Source organism: Halorientalis marina, assembly GCF_023028345.1.
GTDB classification, from domain to species: domain Archaea; phylum Halobacteriota; class Halobacteria; order Halobacteriales; family Haloarculaceae; genus Halorientalis; species Halorientalis marina.
On record NZ_CP095487.1, the window covers coordinates 1455963 to 1479331 of the forward strand.

Here is a 23369-nt window from a genome sequence, read left to right on the forward strand (position 1 = left end):
GACTGTGGCAATCGAAACCCTTACCGCTGGGCCGGGCCTCGCCGCGGACATGAGCGAGCCCGCCGCTGATCCCGAGGAAGTCCGCCACGTGGCCTCGCTGGCCCGCGTCGACCTCGACGACGAGGAGGCCGACCGCTTCGCCGAGCAGTTCGCCGATATCCTCGCGTACTTCGAGACGCTCGACGAGGTGCCGGAAGTCGAGAGCGAACCGGACCTCACCAACGTCATGCGAGCCGACGAGGTCCGCGAGTCGCTGAGCCAGGCCGAGGCGCTGGAAAACGCCGACAGCGAGGACGGCTTCTTCAAGGGTCCGAAAGTCTCGTAAACGATGGGATACAACGCATACATCACCGAAACGGAAATCGAGGGGGGGACCGAGGGGCCACTGGCCGGGACAGCCGTGGCGGTCAAGGACAACATCTCGACCGAGGGCGTCCGGACGACCTGTGGCTCCGCCATGCTTTCCGACTACGTCCCGCCGTACGACGCGACGGTCGTCGAGCGCCTGACCGACGCGGGCGCGGCCATCTCCGGCAAGACCAACATGGACGAGTTCGGGATGGGGACCACCACCGAGACCTCGGCGTTCGGCCCCGTGGAGAACCCCGCCGCCGAGGGGCACGTCCCCGGTGGGTCCTCCGGTGGCTCGGCCGCCGCCGTCGCCGCCGGTGACGTGGACTACGCGCTCGGCACCGACACTGGTGGCTCGGTCCGGTGTCCCGCCGCGTTCTGTGGCGTCGTCGGCATCAAACCCACCTACGGGCTCGTCTCCCGGTACGGGCTCATCGCCTACGCCAACTCGCTGGAACAGGTCGGTCCTATCGCTCCCTCCGTGGCGGACGCCGCCGAACTGTTGGAGGTCATCGCCGGTCCGGACGAGCGCGACGCGACCACCCGTGACGGCCGCGAGGCGACCGGGGACGACGACTTCTACGACTTCACGAGCGCAGCCGACGCCGACGTCGAGGGGATGGAGATCGGCGTCCCTACCGAACTCGTCGAGGGTGCCGACGAGGGCGTCGTCGAGACGTTCTGGGCGGCGCTCGACGACCTCGAAGCGAAGGGTGCCAGCTACCACGAGGTCGACCTCCCCTCAGTCGAACACGCCGTCGAGGCCTACTACGTCATCGCGATGTCGGAGGCCTCCTCCAACCTCGCCCGCTTCGACGGCGTCCGCTACGGCCCGGACGGGGACTACGAGGGCAACTGGAACGAGGAGTTCGCGGCGGTCCGCGAGGAGGGCTTCGGCGAGGAGGTCAAGCGCCGCGTCCTGCTGGGCACCTACGCGCTCTCCGCGGGCTATCACGACAAGTACTACAAGAAGGCCCAGGACGCCCGGGCGTGGGTCAAACAGGACTTCGACGAGGCGCTTTCCGACGCCGACGTGCTCGCCTCGCCGACGATGCCCGTCCCGCCGATGGAGATGGGCGAGAGCCTCGACGATCCGCTCACGATGTACCTGGCCGACGCCAACACGACGCCGGTCAACCTCGCGAATCTCCCCGCCATCTCCGTGCCCGCCGGTGAGACCGACGACGGGCTCCCCGTCGGCCTCCAGCTCGTCGGCCCCGCCTTCGGCGAGCACGCGATCATCCGTGCGGGCAGCGCACTGGCCTGAGGGAGGTCTCCCGTTTGTGGTGCTCATCTCGGATCGGCTGTCAGTCAACCGTCCGGATGTCGTGATCGATTCGCCGGAGCGTGATCGTCCCGCGTTGTTCCGCAGTGATTCGGTACCCGTGGAAGGTAAACGTGACTGCGACCTGTGCCTCCGACACGGGCGGTTCGCTGAACAGATCGTCGACGATGTTGCCGATACGTCTGTAAATCGACGGCAGGTCGGTGATTTCGACGCCCTCGGCCTCTGCCACTGTCTCTAACACCTGGTAGTTGACCTCCGATTCGACGGGATCGACCCGGCGCTGAACGACGGCGTCCTCGGAGTTACCGCCGGTATCATTCGCCATACTGTTCCCTCATTAGCTGTGCGGAAAGGGCTGCTTGCCAGTTGGCCCATCCTACGGTGCGGTAGCCGAGCCTGGTATGTATCCCGGGCCCCTCATACGGGCGTATGCGCCGCGTCCTCGTCTGGCACCGCGCCGATCTCCGGACGGCCGACAACGCCGCCCTCGCGGCCGCCGCCGCGGACGACGCGGTCCATCCAGTCCCCGCGTTCGTCTTCGACCCGCGCTACTACGGCCCCGATTCGCTCGCCTGCGACGCCCGCCGGCAGTTCGTCCACGAGTCCGTTCGCGACCTGCGGCGGCAGTATCGGGACCGCGGGGGCGACCTCGCGCTCCTCCACGGCGACCCCCGCGAGCGACTCCGAACCCTGCTCGACGAGGGGGCTGTCGACGGAATCCACGTCAACCGCGACGTGACCGCGCGGCGCGGTCGCGAACGCGACCAGCGACTCGGCGAGTGGGACGCCGTCCGGTTCTTCGCCGACGACGGCATCGTCCGTCCCGACGAGCGCGCCCCGGACGGGACCGTCCGCGTCGACACCCGGGACGACTGGCAGGATCAGTGTGAGGCGTACTTCGAGGCCGACCCGCACCCGCGGCCCGACGACCTCCCGTCGAATCCTCTCGACAGCGACGTGACCGTCGAGGCCGTCGCGGACCGGTACGACGTGGACCCGGCGAAACGGGCCGTCCCCGAGGGCGGGACGGTGGCGGCCAACGAGCGCCTATCGTGGTTCCGGGAGAACGTCGCCGACTACCCCGCGGTCGTCTCGCCGCCGGCGGCCGCCGAGGACGGCACCTCGCGGCTCTCCCCGTATCTCGCCGCCGGCTGTCTCTCGGTACGGCAGGTCTACCGGGCGGTCCAGGACGGGCCGGACTGCCGGGGGAAGTCGATGGTCGAGTCGCGGCTCTTCTGGAACCGCCACTACGCCCAGAAGCTCGCGGACTGGCCGGGCTGGACCGAACGCAGCGTCAACCCCGTCTTCCGGGGCTTCCGACGCGAGGAACACGACCCGGAGCTGGTCGCGGCCTGGCGGGAGGGGCGAACGGGCTTCCCGATGGTCGACGCCGCGATGCGGGCGCTCGTCGAGACCGGCTTCCTGAACTTCCGGATGCGCGCGATGGTCGCCTCCTTCTTCACCTACGTCCTCCGGGAGTGGTGGAAGCGGGGCGCGGACTTCATGTACCACCACCTGATCGACGCCGACCCGGCGATCAACTACACGCAGTGGCAGTCACAGGCCGGTCTCGTCGGCGTCCATCCGATCCGTGTCTACGACCCCGCGAAGCAGGTCCGGGAGTACGATCCCGACGGCGCGTTCGTCCGCGAGTACGTCCCCGAACTCGCGCCGCTCCCCGACGAACACCTGCCGCGGCCCGCGAAGGCCCCGCTCGCGGTGCAGGCGGAGTGTGGCGTCGAGGTCGGCGAGGACTACCCCTACCCGGTCGTCGACTTCGAGGCCCGCGCCGACCGCGCCCGCGAGGAGATGGCACGACTCCACGACCGGGCGACGGAGGCTATCGACGAAGTCCCGCGCATCCGGCGGCGCGCGTCGCTCTCGCGTCGCGGCCGTGGAAGCGACGAACGCGACCGGGAAACCGGCGGCGGACAGACGCGGCTGGACGAGTTCTAGGGTCGCAGCCGGTCGGCTCGGCGGAGCGCGCCGAGGCCGACCAGGACGCCGGCACCGAAGAGCACCCACCGACCGAGCCACCCGGCGGAGCGCCCATCCAGCGTGAACAGGTAGTAGCCGTCGTCGGTCCTGACGAACCGGTCCTCGTACTCCGTACGGGTACGAGTCTCCCCAGTCCGGACCGCCCGCCGTACCGGCGGCGGCGCGCGCTCGACGGGCACCGCGATGTCCCGGAGCATTTTCTCGGCCGTCACCGGCACGACGCCGAACCTGACCGCGGAATCGTTCACGCGCTCGACCGTCCGCCGGTACACCAGGTGGTCGACGACCACGTACGGTTCCTTCGGGCGGGCCGAGACGCCGGGGTCGTCCCTGACGGTCACGTTTCCGCGCTCGGCCAGCAGCCTGTCGACGTAACAGCGGCGACCGCCGACGAAGTCGGTACAGTCGACGCCCTGGATCTCCCCGAGACTCGTGGCGCCGTCGGGGTCGTACGCGAACGTCCGCTCCTGGGTCTCGACCGGGACACGCTCGTACTGATAGGTCGGACCGCCGATGCCCATCAGTCCGAGGTACACCGGGTTGAACACAAGCAGAAGGCCGACGACGCCGTAGAGGGCGCGCCGCTGTGCGTCGGAGGGGGACCAGCCTCGGGCGACCATCGGCCGGCCGTTCGGCCGTCGCGTGCAAAAGCGTTGCCGGCTACTCCTCGTAGGCGAGATTCATGACCCACTGCGAGAAGGCGTCGGAGTGAGGGTCTACCTCTTCGTCGCCGATGAACGGTGAGAGCATATCGCCGGCCATCAGCAGCGAGAAGTCCAGGTCACGAGGTGCGGGCGTGATGAAGTAGGTGTTGTGGCCCTCGTAGACGGTTTCCTCGCGCTGGACGAGGCCCTTCTCGGCGAGGGATTCGACGATGCGACTCCCCTTCCGGGAGGTGACGTCGAGTTCCTTCCAGAAATCGCTCTGGTGGATGCCGCCGCTCTCCCTGACGAGCTCCAGGCCCGCGAGCTCCCCCTCCGTGAGTTCCGTTTCCGACGTTGCCATGTGTCCCTACCTACGGAGGGTGGGCCGCTTAAACCTGACTTTCGACGCGACGGTACGCGGTCTCGCAGGGCGGCCCGTCCGCGAAGCGATAGTTCGCACCCTCGTCGCCGATGGAGAGCAGCGACGACGACCGCGTGCCGAAGCCGTCGCGGTGGATGCAGACGCCGTACTCGTGGTCGCTGATGATGTCTTTCGCCCGGTCGAGCCACACGCCCGCCCGCTCGCCAGGTTCGGGCTTGAGTGCCGTTCGCACCGCGTTGGCGTTCCCGGCCTGCTGTTCGCCCACCTCGGGTCGGTGGGACGGAATCACGTAGTCGCCGTCGGCGCCGACGTTGACGACGACGTGGACGCCCGGTGAGAGATTGCGGACGTTCAGCCGGCCGTCCCACTCCAGCAGGACCGCGGCGCTCGCGTCCGCGATGACGAGGTTGAACCCCTGGTACTCGTCGTCCCCGACCGCGCGCTCGACGAAGCGGGCGGCGTCCTCGGCGGACTCGTGGCCGAGCGCGTCCCGGACGAGCAGGCCGCGGGAACGCTCGCCAGCGAGGTCGGCCTCGATCCACCGGTTCGTGACGGCGACGAGGACGCCGTGTTCGTTGTAGCCGATCCAGGTGCCGCCGGCCTCCTCGTCGCGCGGCGCGACGACGGCGGGGTCACCGTCGATCCGCTCGGGCGGGTGCGACGGTCGGTCGTCGGCCTCGTCGCGGTTGGCCGCCACCGCGACCGGCGTATCGGCGAACACCTGCCAGGCGAGAACGAGTGTACACACGCCCGCTCGTAGGACTCGGCGGCTGTTAAGTCCCGCGCTCGTGGATGTCTCGGCCGCCGGAGCGGGGCCGCCAGGTCCTGCCGGACGCGCCGCCACTACTCAGCCGTCGCGCTCGGCGGCCAGTCGCTCGCGGACGGCGTCCCGGTCGACGGTCCCCGACGGGGTCCGGGGGAGGTCCTCGGCGAACGCGACCGTCCGCGGGAGCTTGAACCCCGCCAGCCGCTCCCGGCAGTGGGTCTCGATCATGTGTTCGGTGAGCGAGTCGTCGACGGGGACGACGAGCGCGGCGACACGCTCGCCCCACTCATCGTCCGCGAGGCCGACGACGGCGGCGTCCTCGACCCGGTCGTGGGCACGCAGCGCCGCGCGCACCTCGCCGGGGTCGACGTTCTCACCGCCGGAGACGATGCGGTCGTCCAGCCGGTTTCGCACCCAGAGGCGGCCGTCGGCGTCGCGGTAGCCCACGTCGCCGGTGTGGAGACCGCGTTCCGTGAACGCCGCCGCCGTTCGCTGGTCGTCGAGGTAGCCGGGCGTCACGGTCGGCCCGCTCACGACCAGTTCGCCCGGCTCGCCCGCGTGCCGTGGTTCCCTTGTCTCCGGGTCGACGACCGTCACCTCCGTACAGAGGAGCGGCTGGCCGACGGTCCCCTCGTGCTCGAAGGCGTCGGCGGGTCGGGCTGTGGCGATCTGTGAGGCCGTCTCGGTCATGCCGTAGGTCGGGTGGACCGGGACACCTCGTCGCTCGCACTCGGCGAGCAGGTCCGGCGTGGCGGGCGCGCCGCCGAGCAGGACGAACCGGAGGCGGTCGGGCGGCGACCAGCCGTCGTCGAGCAGGCGCTGCAGCATCGTCGGCACGAGCGAGACGCCCGTCACCTCCGCTTCGGCGATGGCGGTGGCGGTCGCTTCGGTGTCGAACCCCCGCTGGAGAACCGCGGTCGTGCCGTACAGCACCGAGCGGACGATGGGTGCGAGCCCGCCCATGTGATAGGTCGGCAGGCAGCAGAGCCAGCGGTCCTCGGGCGTAACGCCGAGTCGGAACGCGGAGGCGGTGGCGCTCGCGACGAGGTTTCCGACGGTCAGCCGGACGCCCTTGGGTTCGCCGGTCGTACCGGAGGTAAAGAGGACGAGCGCCTCCGTATCGCGCCGGATCGTCGTCGGGACCGCGGCGGCAGTCTCGTCGCCGTCGACGCGGTCGACAGTCCCGTCGACTGGGCGGTCGACCGACGCGACCGCCAGGGCCGACCCGGCCGCTTCGACGGCCGTTTCCTCGGTGTCGCGCTCGCAAACGAGCAGGTCGGGATCGGCGGCGTCGAGTCGGACCGCGAGTTCATCTGCGGTCAGCCGCGTGTTCAGCGGGACGACGGTGATCGCGCGTCGCATCGCGGCGAACAGGAGTCGAGCGGTGGCGAGCGGGTCGTCGAGCAGGAGCGCGACGCGGGCGTCGGCGGCAGGGGTCGCGCGTTCGAACGCGGGGACGTACGCCTCGGCGTCGCTCTCGAACTCGCGAAACGTCCACGCCTCGCCCGTCTCGGCGACTCGGAGGGCAGTGCGGTCGGGCGTCGCCAGTGCTCTGTGGGCCAGCAGGTCTTTGGTCGGCCAGTCGACCGGCTCTCGCATCACCCGACCTCTCGTACCCCGAGCCCTTTTGCTTGGGGGACTTCGCACTCGCCGTCGGCGACCGGCGCGGGGTCGGGACCGAGGTCCTCCGCGAGCCACTCGGCGGTCGCCAGCCCGCAGGCCGGCACCTCCTGGATCGCGGCCGCGACGTGGACGGCGGCGGTCCGCGCGACCACGGCGTCGACCGTGGTGGAGACGACCGGCGTGACGCCGGCCTGCCGGGCGCTCCGGGCGGCCTGTCGGGCGCGGTCCGGACCGCCGAGCGCCATCGGCTTGAGGACGAGGTAGTCGGCGGCCTCGGCGGCCAGTACGTCCGCGACCTGCCGGCTGGCGAGCGACTCGTCGAGCGCGATGGGCACGCCGTTCTCGCGCAGCCCGGAGTGGCCCGCCACGTCGTCGGCCGGGAGCGGCTGCTCGACGTAGGCCAGATCGAGGTCCGCGAGTTCGTGCAGCGCCCGCTCGGCCTGCTCGCGGTCCCAGGCACCGTTGGCGTCCGCTCGGAGCGCAACGCCGTCGCCGACGGCCTCCCGGACTGCCCGTAGCCGCGCCACGTCCGCGTCGACGCTCCGAGCGCCGACCTTCACCTTGATACAGTCGAAGCCCTCCTCGACGGCCGCACGCGCCATCTCGACGGTATCCTCGCGGTCCATGTCCCCGATGGTCGCGTTGACCGGGACGCGCCTGACGAGCCGCTCGTTGCCGAGATACCGGTAGAGCGGCTGGTTGTCGACCTTCGCCCGTGCGTCGGCCAGCGCGAGCGCCAGCGCGTGGCGCGCGGCCGGCTCGCTCGTCTCGCTCAGCACCACGCCCCAGTCCTCCTCGCGGGCGAGGTCGGGGGCGCGGGCCAGCGCCTCGTGACACGCACCGTAAGACTCGGTCCAGCCCGGGAGGGGTGTGGCCTCGCCGACGCCGGTCACGCCGCCGTACTCCAGGCGGACGAGAAAGCCCTCGCGTTCCTCGATGGTCCCGCTCGCCGTCGAGAGCGGCCGCGAGAGCGGCAGGCTGAACGGCTCGATCTCGATCATAGTATCAACCCGGCGGCGAACAGCACCGAGTGGAGCGCCAGGAGCTGGCCCGTCCGCTCCAGGGCGGGGTTGAGCGCCGCGCCGTCGGTCCGGGTCAGGACCGTCTTCCCGACTGTGACGGCAAGCGGGAGCGTCACGAGCGGGAGGAGCGCGGGCAGGCCGAAGCCCGGGTCCAGCGCGAAGACGACGGGCACGACGTAGGCCATCCCGACGAGCAGTCCGAACTCGACCCGACTCGCCGTGTAGCCGAGCAGGACCGCGAGGGTCTTCTTGCCCGCCTCGGCGTCGCTCTCACGGTCGCGGATGTTGTTGACGACGAGGATGGCCGTCGACAGCCCCGCGGCGGGCAGGCTGGCGACCAGCGCCGCGGCGGTGACCGTCCCCGCGGGAATCCCGACCGTCAGCGGCTCCACGCCCGGCAGGGTCGCCGCCGCCTGCACGTAGTAGGTGCCCACGACGGCGACGAGGCCGAAGTAGACGAACACGAACAGGTCGCCCAGGCCGCGATAGCCGTAGGGGTAGGGGCCGCCGGTGTAGGCGACGCCGGCCGCGATGGAGGAGAGGCCGACGACGAGGATCGGCAGGCCACCGACCCACACGAGATAGAGGCCAACGACCATCGCGAGGGCGTAGGTGGCGGCCATCGCCCGCTTCACGCTCGCTGGTTCGATGAGGCCGCCGGCGGTGACGCGGGTGAACCCCTCGCGCTCGGCGGTGTCGGTACCCTTCACCGCGTCGTAGTAGTCGTTGGCGAAGTTGGTGCCGACCTGCAGGAGGAGCGCGCCGAGCAGTGCGGCGACCGCTGGCAGGGGCGCGAACACGCCCGCCTGGACCGCGACGGCGGTCCCGACGATCACGGGCGAGGCGCCCGCCGGAAGCGTCTGCGGACGGGCGGCCATGAGCCAGGCCTTCGTGCGCGAGACCTCGGCATCTGCCGTTGCCATTACTACTGTGTTGGTCGTCCAGACTCCTGAACCCTTTGCCACCGGACGCTACACGCTCCCACGGAACACGTGACGGCGTGGCGGTGCGGTCGCGGGGGCACCACCAGGGCGACCGCGAGCGTGGCCGTGCCGCGCGAGCGGCCAGCCCGAGTGACCACGGGAGCGCGCCAGTGGCGCGCGACCACGGGAGCGAGGGCTGATTTTGACGCCAAATTTTGCCCGACCCTGTGAGCGGCCGGCACCCGGTGCCGGCCGCGAACATGGGAGGCGGAAAATTTGGCTTAGTAGTGCCAGGGGAACTGCCCGAAGTCGGGGTCGCGGTCCTCGTTGAACGCGTCGCGGCCCTCCTGTGCTTCGGCGGTCGCGTATCCGAGCCGTGTGGCCTCGCCGGCGAAGACCTGCTGGCCCATCAGCCCCTCGTCGACCATGTTGAAGGCGTACTTCAGCATCCGAATCGCGGTGGGGGACTTGTTCATGATGGTCTCGGCCCAGGCGAGCGCCTCGTCTTCGAGGTCCTCGTGGGGGACGACCTCGTTGACCATGCCCATGTCCGCGGCTTCCTCGGCGTCGTAGGTCTTCCCGAGGAAGAACAGCTCGCGGGCCTTCTTCTGGCCGATCTGTCGGGCGAGGTAGGCGGAGCCGTAGCCGGCGTCGAAGGAGGCCACGTCGGGGTCGGTCTGGAGGAACTTCGCGTGCTCCTCGCTGGCGATGGTCATGTCGGTGACGACGTGCAGGGAGTGACCCCCGCCGACGGCCCACCCGGGGACGACGGCGACGACGACCTTCGGAATCGTCCGGATGAGCCGCTGGACCTCCAGAATGTGGAGCCGCCCCGTCTTCTCCTCGCCGTCGTACTCGTAGCCGTCGGGACCCCGCACGCGCTGGTCGCCGCCGGAGCAGAAGGCCCAGCCGCCGTCGTCCGGCGAGGGGCCGTTGCCGGTGAGCAGGACACAGCCCACGTCGGTCTGTCGCTTGGCGTGGTCGAGGGCGACGTAGAGTTCGTCGACGGTCGGCGGCCGGAAGGCGTTGCGGACCTCGGGGCGGTCGAAGGCGATGCGGACGGCCCCGGTGTCCACCGCCCGGTGGTAGGTGAGGTCCTCGAAGTCGAACTCCTCGATGGGCTCCCAGCGGTCCGGGTCGAAAATCTCCGAAACCATACGGGCGCTGGGGCCGGCCGCCTCAAATAGATGTCCGATTCACCCGCCGCGGACAGTATCAGCGACGAGAACGACGGGCGTGGCTTTATTCACGTCTCGGTGCCTGGGTCCGCTATCGAGCGGCCCGGAGACAGGAATGGCGGAGAGCTACTACGAGACGCTGGACGTGTCCCCCGACGCCTCGCCCGAGGAAATCCGTGCCGCCTACCGGGCGAAGGTCAAGGAGACACATCCCGACGTGAGCGACGAACCCGACGCCCGCGAGCGCTTCCAGCGCGTCCAGCGTGCGAAGGAAATCCTCACCGACGAGGACGAACGGGAACGCTACGACCGCCTCGGCCACGAGTCGTACGTCGACGGCATCGTGAACCCAGAGGTCGATGCCGACGACACCGCCGGCAACGCCGACGCGGCCGCGTCCGACGCCGCCGACGGCGACGCGGCTGACGCCGACAGCGCCGCGGCTGATGCCGACAGCGCCGCGGCTGATGCCGACAGCGCCGCGGCTGATGCGACAGGGACTGCCGATGCTGGAGGTGTCGCCGACGGCGGTACTGCCGGTCACGCCACCGGTGCGTCCGGGCCGGCCGGGAGCGCGAGGCGGACGGACGCCCACGTCTCGGAATCGGAGGCCGAATCCTGGGCCAAGCAGGGAGCGACCCAGCGACAGCGCCGCCAGGCCGAACGCTCCGGGACCGCGTACGCGACTCGAACGACGACCTCCCACACCTCCTTCGACGGGCTCCGTGTTCCGCTGACGCCCCGCACCGCAATCACGATGGTCACGACCTTCGCCCTCTATCCCGTGTTCGTGTTCTCGGCGGTCTTTCCCCGCTTCCCGCTGTCGGTCAACGTCGTCCTCGGCCTCTGTACGCTGTTCGTCATCGCCTATCTCGTCTCGATGCCCGAGGTCGCCATCGTCGTCTTCGGCACCTGGAGCCTGCTCGCACCGCTCCTGTTGCTCTCCGTTCAGGAGCTGTCGCTGTTCTCGCTCGTCGGAATGATCGCGCTCGTCGCGTCCTGGTTCCCGCTCGGACTGGCCCTGCTCGCCCGGAGTGCGCTGCGGGCCTGATTTCAGTTTTCGCCGCCGCTATCCGTTCCGACCGCGGATCGGACGCGCTCGTGAATCGCCTCCCGCCGGCGGTGGCTGGCCTCGCCGTCGAACGGAACCTCGATGACCTGCGTCCCGTCCCGGCCGACCGAGCGCGCGAACGCCTCGGGGAACGAATCGGGCTCCACCCGGGTGTACTCGAAGCCGAAGAGGTCGCCCGTCGGCGCGAAATCGAGGCCGTGGGGCGTCTCGAACTGCTCGGTGAACGGCGGGTCGAACTCCTCGATGGGGAGGAGGTGGAAGATACCGCCGCCGTCGTTGTTGACGAGGACGACGGTCGCGTCGACGCCACAGCGCGTGATCGAGAGCAGCCCCGTCGTGTCGTGGAAGTACGCGAGGTCGCCGGTCACGAGCACTAGCGGGTCCGCCGTCGCGCTCCCCGCACCGAGCGCCGTGCTGGTGATGCCGTCGATGCCGCTCGCGCCGCGGTTGCCGAGCACCGTCAGGTCCGCCGCGCGCGGCCGGCCGAACCGGTCGAGGTCCCGGACCGGCATGCTGTTCGAGACGAACACCGTCGCCGGGTCGGGCGCCCGCTCGGTGACGGCCGTCAGCACCGCGCCCTCGAACGGGTCCCCGTCCCGAGCGTCGGCCACGAGGTCCCAGTAGTCGCGTTCGGCCGCCGCGAAGCGGTCGCGGTAGGCCGTCGTGCTGCCGTTCTCGACCGCCTCGGTCAGGCGCTTCGCCAGCCGCGTGGGGTCGGCGACGACGAGGTCGGTCGCGGTGAACTCCGCCTCACGCCAGCCGCCGGCCGGGTCGACGACGACCTGCCGGGCGGCGTGGTCCCGGAGGTAGTGGCGCAGGACCTTCGAGGTCGGCGAGGCCCCGACCCGGAGGACGACCTCGGGGGCGGGCCAGTCGTCGGCGGCGTCGAGATACGAGTCGTAGCCGCCACAGACGGTCACGTCCGCGCGGTCGACGTGGGGACCGAACCGCAGATCGGAGAGCGGGTCCGCCAGCACCGGGAACCCCGTCGCGGCCGCGAGGTCGGCGAGTGCGTCCGCCGTCCCGGACTCGCGCTCGGGGTCGGCGGGCCCGGCGACGAGCAGGCCGCGGTCCGCCGCGTCGACGGCGTCCGCGAGCGACTCGACGGTTCCGGCCCCGGGTTCGACTCGTCCCCGGGTCGTCTCCACGAAGGGGCCGTCCCGCCCCTCGATGGCGAGCGGCTCCGAATCGGCCAGCGCGTCGGGTACGTCGCCCGGCACGTCGACCGGTTCGAGCGGCTTCGCGAAGGGCGCGTTGAGGTGGACGGGGCCGGCGGGCGTCCCTCGTGCGGTCCCGACGGCGCGAGCGACGGTCGTCCGGAGCGACCGCAGTCGGCGCGCCTCGGGCGCCGGCTCGGGGAGCGTCCGGTAGGCCCGGACCGAATCCCCGTACAGTTTCTCCTGGTCGACGGTCTGGTTCGCGCCGCTGTCCTGCAACTCGGGCGGGCGGTCGGCGGTGAGGACCACCAGCGGGACCCGCGACCTGTCGGCCTCGATCACCGCTGGGTGGAAGTTCGCGGCGGCGGTCCCGGAGGTACAGACGATGGCCGTCGGTTCCCCCGTACGTCGCCCGCGGCCGAGCGCGAAGAAGGCCGACGAGCGCTCGTCGAGGATGGAGTACGTCTCGATGTCGGGGTGGGCGTCGACGGCGACCGTCAGCGGCGTCGACCGACTGCCCGGCGAGACACAGGCCGCGGTGACGCCGCTCGCGGCGAGTTCGTCCGCGACGACACGGCCCCACAGCGTGCTCCGGTTGGGCGCGACCATGCGTCACTCGGCTCCGTTCGTCCGGCGGTCGCTCCCGTCGGTACCGTCCGGCCGTCGGTCTCCCTCACCGACGCCGTCGGTCCCGTGCCCGTCGTCCCCACCGTTCTCCAGTTCGTCCAGGATGGGGCGATACTTGGGCTGGACCTCCTCCCACTCTTCCTCGGGGTCGCTGTCGGCGACGATGCCGTTGCCGGCGAAGAGGGTCGCCGAGCGGCCGCCGGCGACGCCCGAGCGGATGCCGACGGCGAACTCGCCGTCGCCGGCGCCGTCGAACCAGCCGACGGGCGCGGCGTACCAGCCCCGCTCGAACGTCTCGGTCTCGCGGATGACGTCCCAGGCGCGGTCCGGCGGGAGGCCGCCGACCGCCGGCGTGGGGTGGAGCGCCTCCACGATGTCCAGCACGTGGCCGTCGGCGTCGAGGTCGGCCGTGATCGGCGTCTCGAGGTGCTGGATGTTCGTCAGTTTCCGGACGCCCTGCTCGCCAGCCTCGACGCGGCCAAGCGGCGCCAACTGCTGGCGGATCGCGTCGGTGACGAGCTGCTGTTCGTGCTGGAGCTTCTCGCTTTCGACGAGCGACTCGGCGTAGTCGGCGTCGGCTTCGGGCGTCCCCCCGCGCGGGACCGAGCCGGCGAGCGCCTCCGTCCTGACGGTCCGGCCGTCCATCCGCACGAGCCGCTCGGGCGTCGGGCCGAAGAAAGCACCGTCGTCGGTCGGCTGGACGAGGAAGCGATAGCAGTTCGGGTAGGTCCGGCGCAGGCGTTCGAGCGTGGCGAGCACGTCCACCTCGGCGCCGAGGTCGACCCCGAGCGCCGTCGCGAGGACGACCTTCCGGAGGTCGCCGGCCTCGATGCGCTCGATGGCCCGCTCGACCTGGTCCGTCCAGACCGCCTTCGAGGGCGTGACGCGGGTCGAGACGACGCCCGGCGGGCCGCCACTGGGACACATCTTCGGGAGGGACGAGAGGTCGGCTTCGAGGTCGTCGAGGTCCGCCTCGACGCGCTCGGCCGACGAGTCCGGGCCGTACTCGCGGACGGTCAGCCACGTGGTGCCGTCCGCACGCGTCAGCTGGACGCGCGGGAGCGTGAACGCGGCCGCTGGGAACCCCTCCCAGGGACCCGTCGGCTCGTGGTTCTCGTTGAACGCCATGCCGCCGAGCAGTCGGGGTCGCGTCTCGGTCGGACCCGCACGGTCTACCGACTCGAAGACGGCGTTCGCGGCGCGCCGCAGTTCGTCGAACCGGTCGGCACCGCTGGCGGTGAGCCGGACCGCGGCGCCGCTGCCGGCGATCTCCAGCCCGTCGGGTGCCGCCCAGTGGACTCGCGGCGTGGGCTGGCTCGACAGGAACGCGCGGTAGGATACGTCCGGGACCTCGCGGGTGCGACTGACCAGCACCGCACCGTCACGCGTCGCCGCCGTCGCCTCGCGCTGGGCCGGTTCCATCTACTAACACTCAGGGTTGGTCCCTCTTGAGAGTGTCCTTCCCGCACCGACACGATACGCCCACAGCCGGGGGCTCGCACCCTCCCGGCGGCCCTGTGGCCGTCTCACCAGTACCGGTCTTCCGCCCACGGGTTCGCCGTCACGGAGTAACCCCGCTCCTCCCAGAAGCCGTGTTCCGGCTCGGTCAGGAACTCCACGCCGTTCACCCACTTCGCCCCCTTGTAGGCGTAGCGGTGGGGCGTGACGACTCTGAGGGGGCCGCCGTGGTCCGGCGGGAGCGCCTCGCCGTCGAACTCGAAGGCGAACAGCACTTCCTCGCGCAGACACTGGTCGAGCGGGAGGTCCGTCGTGTAATCGTCCAGCGCCGAGAACATGACGTGACAGGCGTCGTCGTGGACGCCCGCCCGCTCGGCCAGTGCCGGGAAGGGAACGCCGGCGAACCGGCAGTCGAAGCGACTCCACCCCGTCACGCAGTGGAAGTCCTGGCGCTGTGTCTCGGTCGGGAGCGCCCTGAAAGCCTCCCAGTCGAGGGTCAGCGGCTCGTCGACGGCCCCCGTCACCGTGAACTCCCAGTCGTCCATGTCGGGGTCGGGCCGGTTCCCCTTCGAGAGGACCGGGAAGTCGCTCGTCTCCCGCTGTCCCGGCGGCAGTCGCTCGTCCCCGAACTCCCGGTAGAGGTCCGTCACGTCCCGGTCGGTCATACACCAGTGGAGGGGCCGGGGACTCAAGGACGTGACGGACCCCGTGCGCGCCGAACCAGTAACGATACCGACCAATAATCGTGAAAGGCAAACGTCGATAGGGGTTTTCGCAACTATCGTTTGCGTTCGGAGACTGGTTTTTCGCCTCCACTGCAATTTCCCCGCCAAATTTAAATACCCCTCAGTCAAAGTCGGGAGTGATTAGATGCCGAAAGTAGAGATCACGGTCCCGGAACATCTCGAAATGCAGATCGCTCAGATGGTCGAGAAGGGTGAGTTCCTCAACCGCGAGGAGGCCATTGAGGACCTTCTGTCGACCGGAATCAAGGCGTACAAGACGAGTGGCCCGATCGAGGACGACGACGAGCCGGGTGGGTTCGAGGAAGACGGGATGATGGGCCACGACGACGAGTACGTGTTCTGAGCGCCGTGGCATTCGGATGTTGGCGTCGCCGGGACTCCCCGTCGGCGTGGCAGTCGACAGCACCGCCTCGATCATCCCGGTGAGCCGTCGAAAACGCTTAAACGGGTGTCTCACAAACGATACGACAAATGCACAAGGACGAACTGCTCGAACTCCACGAGCACATGGTCACGATCATGGAGTACTTCAAGAGCCTCGAGGAGACCGATTCGGAGCTGTTCGAGGGCTACGACGAACTCGACGTGACCCCCAACGACGTCCACAAATCGAAAAGCGAGCACAAACACGCGGTGTTCGTGCTCGGGAACGCCCTCGCGACCGCGATGAGCGAGGACGAGTTCTCCGACGCCGGCCGCATCAGCAAACGGATGCAGGAACTCGCCGACGACGCCGAGAGCAAACTGTAGGCGTCAGTCGTCCGCTGCCGGAGTCGCGTCGGGGGGCGCGATGTCGGCACGATCGAGCGGTGGCTCGAAGACGCCCGTCTCCGTGACCACGTAGTCGACCAGTCCCATCGGCGTCGGGTCGAACGCGGGATTGTACACCGGCACGTCCGCCGGCGCGTTCTGCGTCCCGTAGATCTCCCTGAGCTCCGACGGGTCGCGCTCCTCGATCTCGACGTCCTCGGCGGCAGTCTCCGGGTCGATGGTCGACCGCGGCGCCGCGACCACGAAAGGAACGTCGTGGCGGTCGGCCAGCACCGCGTGCTTGTAGGTCCCGATCTTGTTGAACACCGCGCCGTCCGCGAACTCGCCCGCTCCGTCGAGGACGATCCGGTCCGCACCGACGACGACGGCGTCGACGCGCCCCTCCTGCAGACACAGGCCGCTGGCGTTGTCCGGGATCAGTGTCGTCTCCACGTCCCGCTCGCGGAGTTCGACGGTCGTGATCCGCGACCCCTGATTCAGCGGCCGCGTCTCGTTCGCGATCACCGACACCTCCTTGCCGGCCTCCTGGGCCGAGTAGACGACGCCGAGCGCGGTCCCCCAGTCGACCGTCGCGAGCGCGCCGGCGTTGCAGTGGGTCATCACCGTGTCGCCGTCCGAGAGCAGGGTCGCGCCGTGCTCGCCGATCCGCCTGTTGCGCTCGACGTCGCGGTCACAGACCGCCTTCGCTCGCGTCAGCGTTCGCTCGCGCGCCTCGGCGACCGTCTCGGCCGCGTCCAGTTCCGCGAGGACGGTCTCGACTTCCCGCGAGAGATTGACCGCCGTCGGGCGCGCGGAGGCGACCCGTTCGGCGTCGTCGCGGACCGCGGCGGCGAACGCCTCGCAGTCGGTCGCGTCGTTGCGGTGGGCCGCGAGGGCGACGCCGAGCGCGCCCGCGCCGCCGAGTGCCGGCGCACCGCGGACCCGGAGCTTTCGGATACTCTCGACCAGTTCGTCGACGGTCTCGGCGACGTACGTGGTGTAGGTCCCCGGGAGTTTCGTCTGATCGACCATCGCGACCGCGTCGCGATCGCCGTCCCATTCGATGGTGCGCATACGTACGAATCGAACCTGCCGATACAAGTGGTTTCCTCCGGCGCGGCCGCCCCGTCCCGGTCGATCCGAATCGAGCTATCTTTGACGTGGTTCCTCGAAGTTACTGTCGGTGCCGTACGAACGTCTCAGGGACGCGCTCGCGAAGCGGCTCACCCCGACAGTGACGACGTTACCCGACGGGAGTATCGACCGGTTCTGTAGTATCGGGAGCGGATCGCTCGACGACATTCGGACGCGTTCGACACTCCGGGAAGAGATCGGTCACGAGGGTCGGTCCTCGTTCCAGATCGACGTCGAGAGTACCGAACCCGGCGGCCAGGCCGTCAACGCCGCCGAACAACTCCACGCCCTCGGGAGCGACGTGACCTGCTACGGGCACCTCGACGACGACCTCTTCGCCTCGCTCCCGTTCGAGACCGTCTCGATGGGCACTCCATCGATAGTCTACGCCTTCAACTTCGTCGACGGTGACGTCATGCTGGCGGAAAACCGTGGAATAGCGGACTGGACGCTCGACGACCTCCGATCCGTCGCCGATCTCTCCGACGTGTTCGGGGTCGATGCGGTCTGCTGTGGCAACTGGATTTCGGTCCCCGGTCTGGAGGCGGCGTTTCACGAACTGGGCGCGGCGACGCTCCCGCGCGTGCCGTTCGTTCTCGACCCGGGCGACCTCCTCGGCGCCCCGGACGAGGGGATCGATGCCCTCCAGCGCGCGCTCGGTGCGCTCCAGGACACGTTCGACGTGGTCCTCGACGCGAACCGGACGGAGATTCGGGCCATCGCCTCGACACTGCCGGGTTCGTACGCCGACGACGCCGCTCGGCTGGCCGCGATTCGAGGGGCGACCGACATCACGGCCGCTGTCATGCACGCGCCGGACGTGGCGGCGGCCGCGACGCCCGACGGCGACCTGCGTGTCCCGACGCTCGCCGTCGACGAGCCCGCGCGCCACACCGGCGGTGGCGACCACTTCGCTGGTGGACTGACGTACGCGCTCGCCGCCGGGTGGGACTGGCGACTCGCGCTGGCCTGTGGGAACGTCTGTGCCTCACGGTTCGTCGAAACCGCGGCGACCGCCGACATCGAGTCCCTCGTCGACGTTGCCCGACGAGCGGCCGACGACGGGGCGTGACGCCTCGCCGAGCGGTCGCCCAGTGGTCGGCGGCCGTCACGTCCGGCGGCAAACGAGGCTCCAACGGTCGGGTGGTCCGGGAAGTGGAGCGCTTCGTTCGGACCCGAGCGGCCGAAATCGCGACCGGTCTCTTCACGACGATTCGCGGCCGTCCGCGTCCGCGGGCCGCCCGGCAGCAGGTTCGGTGCGGTCGCTCGCCGTCGCCCACCAGTAGATGCCGACGGCCGTCCCCAGCAGGCCGGCGACGGTATCCGCGCGCTCGGGCGCTCGTCCGGGGACGTACTGCTGGATGTAGGCGGCCACGGCGCCGACAGCGGTGGACCCGACCGCCGCGAGGAGACCGGCCAGGCGGGGGTCCCGACAGTCCGCGACGAGTGCGTCGGCGAGCGCCGCCGCCAGGCCGCCGTGACCCAGCAAGTGCAGGAGTTTGTCCGGTCCGAATCGGCCGAGTTCGGGGTGCCGGGCGAGCGGCACCGGAACTATCGAGCCGACGAGCAGTCCGACGCCGGCGGTCACGGCTCGCAACCATCGCTGTCGCCGTGTGCTGCCACGTCCGCACATAGCTGTCATTCCATCGATAGTCGTCTTTACCCTATCGGTTACTGCCCGTACTCGTCGAACTTGTCGGCGACGGCCTCGATCTCGTCTTCGGGGAGCGGCTCCGGATCGCCGAGCGTCCGCGCCTGGCAGTAGAGCCGAGCGACCGACTCGACGGCGAGTGCGGTCTCGACGGCGTCCGCGAGGCTCGCGCCGGTCGCGACGACGCCGTGATGGGCGAGGAGGCAGGCCGACGCGTCGGCCTCGGTCAGCGCGGCCACGGCGTTCGCGGCCAGTTCCTCGGTTCCGTAGGTGGCGTAGTCGGCGACGGGTACCTCGCCGCCGGCGAGCGCGAGCATATAGTGGACCGGCGGCAGCGACTCCCCGAGGACCGAAAGCGTCGTCGCCCACGGCGAGTGGGTGTGTGCGACCGCACCCACGTCCATCGCGCGGTAGATGCCTCCGTGCATCGGGGTCTCGCTCGACGGGGCCGGCCGGCCGGCGACCTGTTCACCGTCTAGCGTCAGCACTGGCACGTCCTCGGCCGTCACGTCCGCGTAGGGGACGCCCGTCGGCGTGATGGCGAACCGATCCCCGTCACGGGCGCTCAGGTTCCCGGTCCGGCCCGGCGTCAGCGCCGCCAGGTCCGGCAGGTTCTCCACGACGGCCCGCCGTTCTCCGTCCAGCATCGGTCCGCTCTTCGACGGCGAGACACATGAACGTGGCCGTCAGGCGCCCCGACGCAGCAACAGTGCTGCACAGACCAGCGCGAGTACCGCCGCGACGGGGCCGAACCCGGGGCCGTCCGCGGCGGATCCGGTTCCCCCGTAGGTCACGGGGGCCGTGGTGGTCGGCGCCGGCGTGGTCGTCGTGTCACCGACCGTTGTCGTCGTCGCGGTGCCGGGCGTGGGCGACTCAGTCGTCGGCACGTCGGTCGGTTCGGTCGTCGGACCCGCGGTCGTCGTGGCCGGTCCGTCGGTCGCCGTCTCGGTCCGGGGCTCGGCCGTGGTCGCCCGCGAGCGCGCGACGGTCAGCGTGGCGTTCGTGCGTGCAGTCGCGTCGGGCACGCTGAATCGGAACTCGTGAGTGCCGAACGGGACGGCCGAGGAGGGCCGCAGCGTCACCGTCTCGCTCCCGCCGGTCCGGAGTACCACCGCGTCCCCGCGCCGGTCGCGTTCGACGACGCGGTCACCGAACAGGGCCGCGAGTGCGTCGTCGTCGAGCGTGGGAGAGCGGACCCGCAGCCGGTACTCGCCGCGGTTGGACTCGAAAGTCAGGTCTTCCGCCGTGCCCCGCCGGACCCGCCCGTCCTCGAAGGCTACCGCGAGTTCCTGCTGGCTGACCTCCCACTGACTCTCCGGGACGACCCCGGAACCGATCGTGCCCTCGACCTGGCCGAGCCCCTCGCTGGCGCTCACCACGTCACCCTGGTAGACGACGACGAGTCGGCCGGTCGTCTCGGTGACGTTCAGGACCGCCAGCCCGTCCCGGGCGACGACGAACTGCGTCACGAGACTGCCGACGCGCCCGTTCTCGACGCGCCGGAGCTCGAAGGTACGCTCCGATGGTGTCCCGCCGCTCACGTCCTCATCGATCTCGTTCTCGACGACGGCCGTCCCGTTGAACAGCAGGCGCTGTCCCTGCCAGTAGTTGTTTCCGGCGGTGATCCGGGCGTCGAACCGGCGGCTGCTCTGGATGGCGTCGGACCCGGACGCGTTGGCGTCGGCGGTCCCCACGACCCCGGTGTCCTCGGCGGCGACGGGCGCTGTCCCGACGGCGACGAGGGCGACGACCGCAGCGATACCGACACAGAGTCCGATCAGAACGGCTCCTCGAATCTGGGTCTCGTCCGGCATACGAGCTTCTGACAGCGGTCCGATGATAAATCATCTGCCCTCCGCCGGAGCCGGCGCGTGAACCGACGGCCTGACCTCAGGGCCGTTCGAGGATGTTCACACAGGAGACCGCGCCGGTGGCGTTCCGGCCGATGCCGATGTTGTGTTGCAGGCCGACCTGCGGGTCGTCGACCTGTACGTCGCCGGCCTCGCCACGCAGTTGCTCGAAGATCTCGGCGATCTGGGCGACGCCGGTCGCGCCGATGGGGTGGCCCTTCGACAGCAGGCCGCCGGAGGGGTTCACCGGCTGGTCGCCGTCGAGGTGTGGCTTGCCGTCGTCGACGAACTGGCCGCCCTTGCCCTCCTCACAGAAGCCGAGGTCCTCGTAGGTGATCAGCTCCGTGATGGAGAAGCAGTCGTGGACTTCCGCCACGTCGATGTCGCCGGGGCCGTAGCCCGACCGCTCGTAGGCCTGACTGGAGGCCTGGCGCGTGGCGGGGAAGTTCGTCAGCGCCGCCTCGTTGCCGCGCTGGAAGGTGTCCGAGGCGAGCCCGTAGCCCGCGACACGGATCGGGTCCTCCGTGAACTCGTGGGCGCGGTCCTCGCTGGTGACCAGCACCGCACACGCCCCGTCGGTGACGGGACAGCAATCGTAGAGATTGAGCGGGTAGCTCACCGTCGGCGAGTTCTTCACGTCCTCGACCGAGCACTCGAACTGCTGGTGGGCATGGGGATACTTCGTCCCGTTCTCGTGGTTCTTGACGCTGATCTCGGCGATCTGCTCGCGCGTGGTCTCGTACTGGTCCATGTGCCGGGTGGCGCGCATCCCGAAGTAGGCGGGCATGGTCACGCCGCGCCCGCGCCAGAGCCGTTCGAGGGCGGCGCTGGCGATGAGGCCCTCGGTGGAGTCGGTCATCTTCTCGGCGCCGATGACCAGCGCCACTTCGGCGTCGCCGGCCTTGACCGCCTGGACGGCGTTGCGGAAGGCGTCGCTACCCGTGGCACAGGCGTTCTCGACGCGCGTGATGGGCGTCTCGAACAGTCCGGTGGCGTGAGCGACCGACGCACCCGACGACCCCTCGTTGGCGATGTCGATGGTGCCGTACCACGCGGCGTCGATGTCCGACGGCTCCGCGCCCTTGTCGACGTTCTCCAGCAGGGCGAGGTACGCCTCCTCCAGCAGGTCGTCGAAGGACTGCTCTTTCAGTTCGCCGAAATCGATCATTCCCGCGCCGACGACGTGTGGGCTCGTCACGCGAGCCACCTCCGGTGGCGAGTGTGACCAGACCAGTGCTTCGCTCTGGGCGTGCTCATGCTTTGTCCTCCCGTGGGACCGCGAATTTGAAGGAGTTTATCGGCCGTTCACCGTCGCTGAAGATCTCGCGGAAGCGCGCCTCGACCTCGGTGCCGACCTCGATCTCCTCCAGGTCGGTCTCGGTCAGCAGGCCGTAGGCGCGGGCCGGTTCGCCCGAGCCGTCGGTCTGCGGGATGTCGAGGATGGCGACCGGCTGTGGCGTCTCGATGTCGTCCGGCAGATACTCCTGGACGACGAAGGTCTGAATCTCGCCGCGCTCGGCGAGGTCGACCTCTTCCATGTCGGCTGGCGCGTCGCCGCAGCGCTTGCAGATGCGCTTCTCCTCGGGGAAGGACACCCAGCCACAGTCCTGGCACTCGAAGCCGACGAGGTGCTGGTCCTGTCGCTTCGTGCGCTCGTAGCGCGGACCGCTCATGGCGTCTTCACCCCCTCGTACTCCACGGGTTCGCGGTATTCGAGGTGCTTGGCGTAGGTGACCTCCTCCTTGGCGTCGAGGTAGGTCTCGACGGTCCGAGCGCCGTCGCCGCCGACGCCGGCCTCGGTGGCGAGCGCGACGGCGTCCGCGCCGCCCGCACCGTAGGCGACGACGAGTGCGGTCTCGTCGGGGTCTGCGGTTTCGAGCAGGTGGGCCGTATCGAGCAGGGCGGTCGCCGCGCCGGCGTAGCCGACTCGGTCGAACGTCGAGACGTGGTTCACGTCGGGGAACTCGCGGAGCGCGCCCGAGGCCATCCGCGAGTCGTGGACGCCGACGACCGCGCGGTCCGGCAGGCCGTCGGCGTCGGCCAGCGCGCGCTCGCTGGCTGGCTCGACGGCCGCGCCGAAGCCGTGTTCGCCCTCGAACTTGCCGTCGCCGGCGACCGCGGGCTCGCCGTGCTCGCGATGGCGTTCGACGAAGCCGGTCGTCTCCTGGCCGACGCCCTGGACCGTCGCGGCGGGGTCGTCGGCGTCGGCCCGGAGGACGAGCGCGCCGGCACCCGCGCCGGCGGTCGCCTCTTCGTCGTGACCGGGTTCGGCTGGCATCACGTCCGCGCCGACGACGAGCGCGTCGCCGTCGGTCGCCTCGACGTACTCGATGGCGGTCACGAGCGCGTCCGTGGCCGCGCGCGGGGTCCCGCGGAAGTCGCCGGTGCGGACGTCGCCGGTCGCCTCGACGCGGTAGCCGACGTGCGCGGCGATGCCGTGTTCCGCGAAGGGGTCGGTGACGCTCGCGGCGAAGACGGCGTCGAGATCGGCGCCCGCCACGTCCGCCCGGGCGAGCGCGTTCTCGGCGGCCTCACAGGCCATCGTTACGTGATTCTCGTCGCGCGCGGGGACGGCGCTCTCGCCGCTCCCGCGGCCGTCGTGCTGGGCCGCGACCGCCGCCCTGTCGATGCGGTACAGCGGGACGTACCCGCCCGCACCGTCGATTACGACCATCGACGACACCTCCGTCCGTTCCTCGTGGGGTGGCTCGACATACCATTAACGGTGTGGGAGTTACAGGGTGTAATA

At 70.2% G+C, this 23369-nt stretch carries 25 protein-coding genes; 7 read left to right on the top strand and 18 right to left on the bottom strand.

Going from position 1 to position 23369, the window contains the following annotated elements:
• Positions 1-49: 49 nt before the first annotated feature.
• The gene (gene gatC / locus MUG96_RS07395) at positions 50-325 is read left to right on the top strand and encodes an Asp-tRNA(Asn)/Glu-tRNA(Gln) amidotransferase subunit GatC (protein WP_246987931.1); all 276 of its coding nucleotides are present in this window, start codon (positions 50-52) and stop codon (positions 323-325) included.
• A gap of 3 nt (positions 326-328) precedes the next feature.
• The gene (gene gatA, locus MUG96_RS07400) at positions 329-1618 is read left to right on the top strand and encodes an Asp-tRNA(Asn)/Glu-tRNA(Gln) amidotransferase subunit GatA (protein WP_246987933.1); all 1290 of its coding nucleotides are present in this window, start codon (positions 329-331) and stop codon (positions 1616-1618) included.
• 40 nt (positions 1619-1658) lie between these two features.
• Here the strand turns inward: gatA and MUG96_RS07405 are convergent, their stop codons facing one another.
• Positions 1659-1964 carry a HalOD1 output domain-containing protein gene (locus tag MUG96_RS07405; RefSeq protein ID WP_246987935.1) on the bottom strand — a complete coding sequence of 102 codons (306 nt, stop codon included), beginning with the start codon at positions 1962-1964 and terminating at the stop codon, positions 1659-1661.
• Positions 1965-2068: 104 nt separating this feature from the next.
• Here MUG96_RS07405 and MUG96_RS07410 point away from each other — a divergent pair, with 104 nt between their 5' ends.
• Positions 2069-3595 carry an FAD-binding domain-containing protein gene (locus MUG96_RS07410; RefSeq protein WP_246987937.1) on the top strand — a complete coding sequence of 509 codons (1527 nt, stop codon included), beginning with the start codon at positions 2069-2071 and terminating at the stop codon, positions 3593-3595.
• Here MUG96_RS07410 and MUG96_RS07415 read toward each other — a convergent pair.
• The 7 genes from MUG96_RS07415 to MUG96_RS07445 all read right to left on the bottom strand — a co-directional run bounded on the left by MUG96_RS07415 (position 3592) and on the right by MUG96_RS07445 (position 10154).
• Positions 3592-4257 (bottom strand): DUF8127 domain-containing protein, encoded by a 666-nt coding sequence (locus MUG96_RS07415; protein WP_246987939.1) that lies wholly within the window; start codon positions 4255-4257, stop codon positions 3592-3594. The two genes, MUG96_RS07410 and MUG96_RS07415, sit on opposite strands and share 4 nt — an antisense overlap.
• A 40-nt stretch (positions 4258-4297) precedes the next feature.
• Positions 4298-4642 carry a helix-turn-helix transcriptional regulator gene (locus tag MUG96_RS07420; protein WP_246987941.1) on the bottom strand — a complete coding sequence of 115 codons (345 nt, stop codon included), beginning with the start codon at positions 4640-4642 and terminating at the stop codon, positions 4298-4300.
• A gap of 28 nt (positions 4643-4670) precedes the next feature.
• On the bottom strand, positions 4671-5411 hold the full coding sequence (locus tag MUG96_RS07425) for an NRDE family protein (RefSeq protein WP_246987943.1): 741 nt from the start codon (positions 5409-5411) through the stop codon (positions 4671-4673).
• 99 nt (positions 5412-5510) lie between these two features.
• Positions 5511-7028 (bottom strand): o-succinylbenzoate--CoA ligase, encoded by a 1518-nt coding sequence (gene menE / locus MUG96_RS07430; RefSeq protein WP_246987945.1) that lies wholly within the window; start codon positions 7026-7028, stop codon positions 5511-5513.
• Positions 7028-8050 (bottom strand): o-succinylbenzoate synthase, encoded by a 1023-nt coding sequence (gene menC / locus MUG96_RS07435; RefSeq protein WP_246988648.1) that lies wholly within the window; start codon positions 8048-8050, stop codon positions 7028-7030. The genes menE and menC overlap by 1 nt, the downstream gene beginning before the upstream one ends.
• The gene (locus MUG96_RS07440; protein WP_246987947.1) at positions 8050-8997 is read right to left on the bottom strand and encodes a 1,4-dihydroxy-2-naphthoate polyprenyltransferase; all 948 of its coding nucleotides are present in this window, start codon (positions 8995-8997) and stop codon (positions 8050-8052) included. Before MUG96_RS07440 ends, menC begins: the two co-directional genes overlap by 1 nt.
• Before the next feature lie 281 nt (positions 8998-9278).
• Positions 9279-10154 carry a 1,4-dihydroxy-2-naphthoyl-CoA synthase gene (locus tag MUG96_RS07445; protein ID WP_246987949.1) on the bottom strand — a complete coding sequence of 292 codons (876 nt, stop codon included), beginning with the start codon at positions 10152-10154 and terminating at the stop codon, positions 9279-9281.
• A 136-nt stretch (positions 10155-10290) separates the two neighbouring features.
• Between MUG96_RS07445 and MUG96_RS07450 the strand changes: the two genes are divergently transcribed.
• Complete coding sequence (locus MUG96_RS07450) at positions 10291-11226, top strand: DnaJ domain-containing protein (protein WP_246987951.1); 936 nt, start codon at positions 10291-10293, stop codon at positions 11224-11226.
• Between the two features lie 2 nt (positions 11227-11228).
• Here MUG96_RS07450 and menD read toward each other — a convergent pair whose 3' ends face one another.
• From menD to MUG96_RS07465, 3 genes are all read right to left on the bottom strand, one after another.
• On the bottom strand, positions 11229-13013 hold the full coding sequence (gene menD / locus MUG96_RS07455) for a 2-succinyl-5-enolpyruvyl-6-hydroxy-3-cyclohexene-1-carboxylic-acid synthase (RefSeq protein ID WP_246987953.1): 1785 nt from the start codon (positions 13011-13013) through the stop codon (positions 11229-11231).
• Positions 13014-13016: 3 nt separating this feature from the next.
• Complete coding sequence (locus tag MUG96_RS07460) at positions 13017-14453, bottom strand: isochorismate synthase (RefSeq protein WP_246987955.1); 1437 nt, start codon at positions 14451-14453, stop codon at positions 13017-13019.
• Positions 14454-14557: 104 nt separating this feature from the next.
• On the bottom strand, positions 14558-15154 hold the full coding sequence (locus MUG96_RS07465) for a sulfite oxidase-like oxidoreductase (protein WP_246987957.1): 597 nt from the start codon (positions 15152-15154) through the stop codon (positions 14558-14560).
• A 205-nt stretch (positions 15155-15359) separates the two neighbouring features.
• Between MUG96_RS07465 and MUG96_RS07470 the strand changes: the two genes are divergently transcribed.
• Together MUG96_RS07470 and MUG96_RS07475 are read left to right on the top strand one after the other, a co-directional pair.
• A complete protein-coding gene (locus MUG96_RS07470) occupies positions 15360-15578 on the top strand; it encodes a ribbon-helix-helix domain-containing protein (protein ID WP_246987959.1) in 219 nt (72 codons plus the stop codon).
• Between the two features lie 128 nt (positions 15579-15706).
• The gene (locus MUG96_RS07475; RefSeq protein ID WP_246987961.1) at positions 15707-15985 is read left to right on the top strand and encodes a UPF0058 family protein; all 279 of its coding nucleotides are present in this window, start codon (positions 15707-15709) and stop codon (positions 15983-15985) included.
• A gap of 3 nt (positions 15986-15988) precedes the next feature.
• On the opposite strand, the gene mtnA is transcribed toward MUG96_RS07475, so the two are convergent.
• The gene (gene mtnA / locus MUG96_RS07480) at positions 15989-17059 is read right to left on the bottom strand and encodes an S-methyl-5-thioribose-1-phosphate isomerase (protein WP_246987963.1); all 1071 of its coding nucleotides are present in this window, start codon (positions 17057-17059) and stop codon (positions 15989-15991) included.
• Positions 17060-17168: 109 nt separating this feature from the next.
• Here mtnA and MUG96_RS07485 point away from each other — a divergent pair, with 109 nt between their 5' ends.
• Positions 17169-18191 (top strand): carbohydrate kinase family protein, encoded by a 1023-nt coding sequence (locus MUG96_RS07485; RefSeq protein WP_246987964.1) that lies wholly within the window; start codon positions 17169-17171, stop codon positions 18189-18191.
• A gap of 132 nt (positions 18192-18323) precedes the next feature.
• Here the strand turns inward: MUG96_RS07485 and MUG96_RS07490 are convergent, their stop codons facing one another.
• The 6 genes from MUG96_RS07490 to MUG96_RS07515 form a co-directional block, all read right to left on the bottom strand.
• Positions 18324-18752 (bottom strand): VanZ family protein, encoded by a 429-nt coding sequence (locus tag MUG96_RS07490; RefSeq protein WP_246987967.1) that lies wholly within the window; start codon positions 18750-18752, stop codon positions 18324-18326.
• 38 nt (positions 18753-18790) lie between these two features.
• Positions 18791-19417, bottom strand: coding sequence for a ribulose-1-phosphate aldolase (locus MUG96_RS07495; RefSeq protein WP_246987969.1), 627 nt, complete (start codon positions 19415-19417; stop codon positions 18791-18793).
• Positions 19418-19456: 39 nt separating this feature from the next.
• On the bottom strand, positions 19457-20584 hold the full coding sequence (locus MUG96_RS07500; protein WP_246987971.1) for a PGF-CTERM sorting domain-containing protein: 1128 nt from the start codon (positions 20582-20584) through the stop codon (positions 19457-19459).
• A 76-nt stretch (positions 20585-20660) separates the two neighbouring features.
• Entirely contained in the window at positions 20661-21818 is a 1158-nt protein-coding gene (locus MUG96_RS07505; RefSeq protein ID WP_246987973.1) for a thiolase C-terminal domain-containing protein, read from the bottom strand.
• A 55-nt stretch (positions 21819-21873) separates the two neighbouring features.
• On the bottom strand, positions 21874-22293 hold the full coding sequence (locus MUG96_RS07510; RefSeq protein WP_246987975.1) for a Zn-ribbon domain-containing OB-fold protein: 420 nt from the start codon (positions 22291-22293) through the stop codon (positions 21874-21876).
• Positions 22290-23294 carry a hypothetical protein gene (locus MUG96_RS07515; RefSeq protein ID WP_246987977.1) on the bottom strand — a complete coding sequence of 335 codons (1005 nt, stop codon included), beginning with the start codon at positions 23292-23294 and terminating at the stop codon, positions 22290-22292. Before MUG96_RS07515 ends, MUG96_RS07510 begins: the two co-directional genes overlap by 4 nt.
• Between the last annotated feature and the right edge of the window lie 75 nt (positions 23295-23369).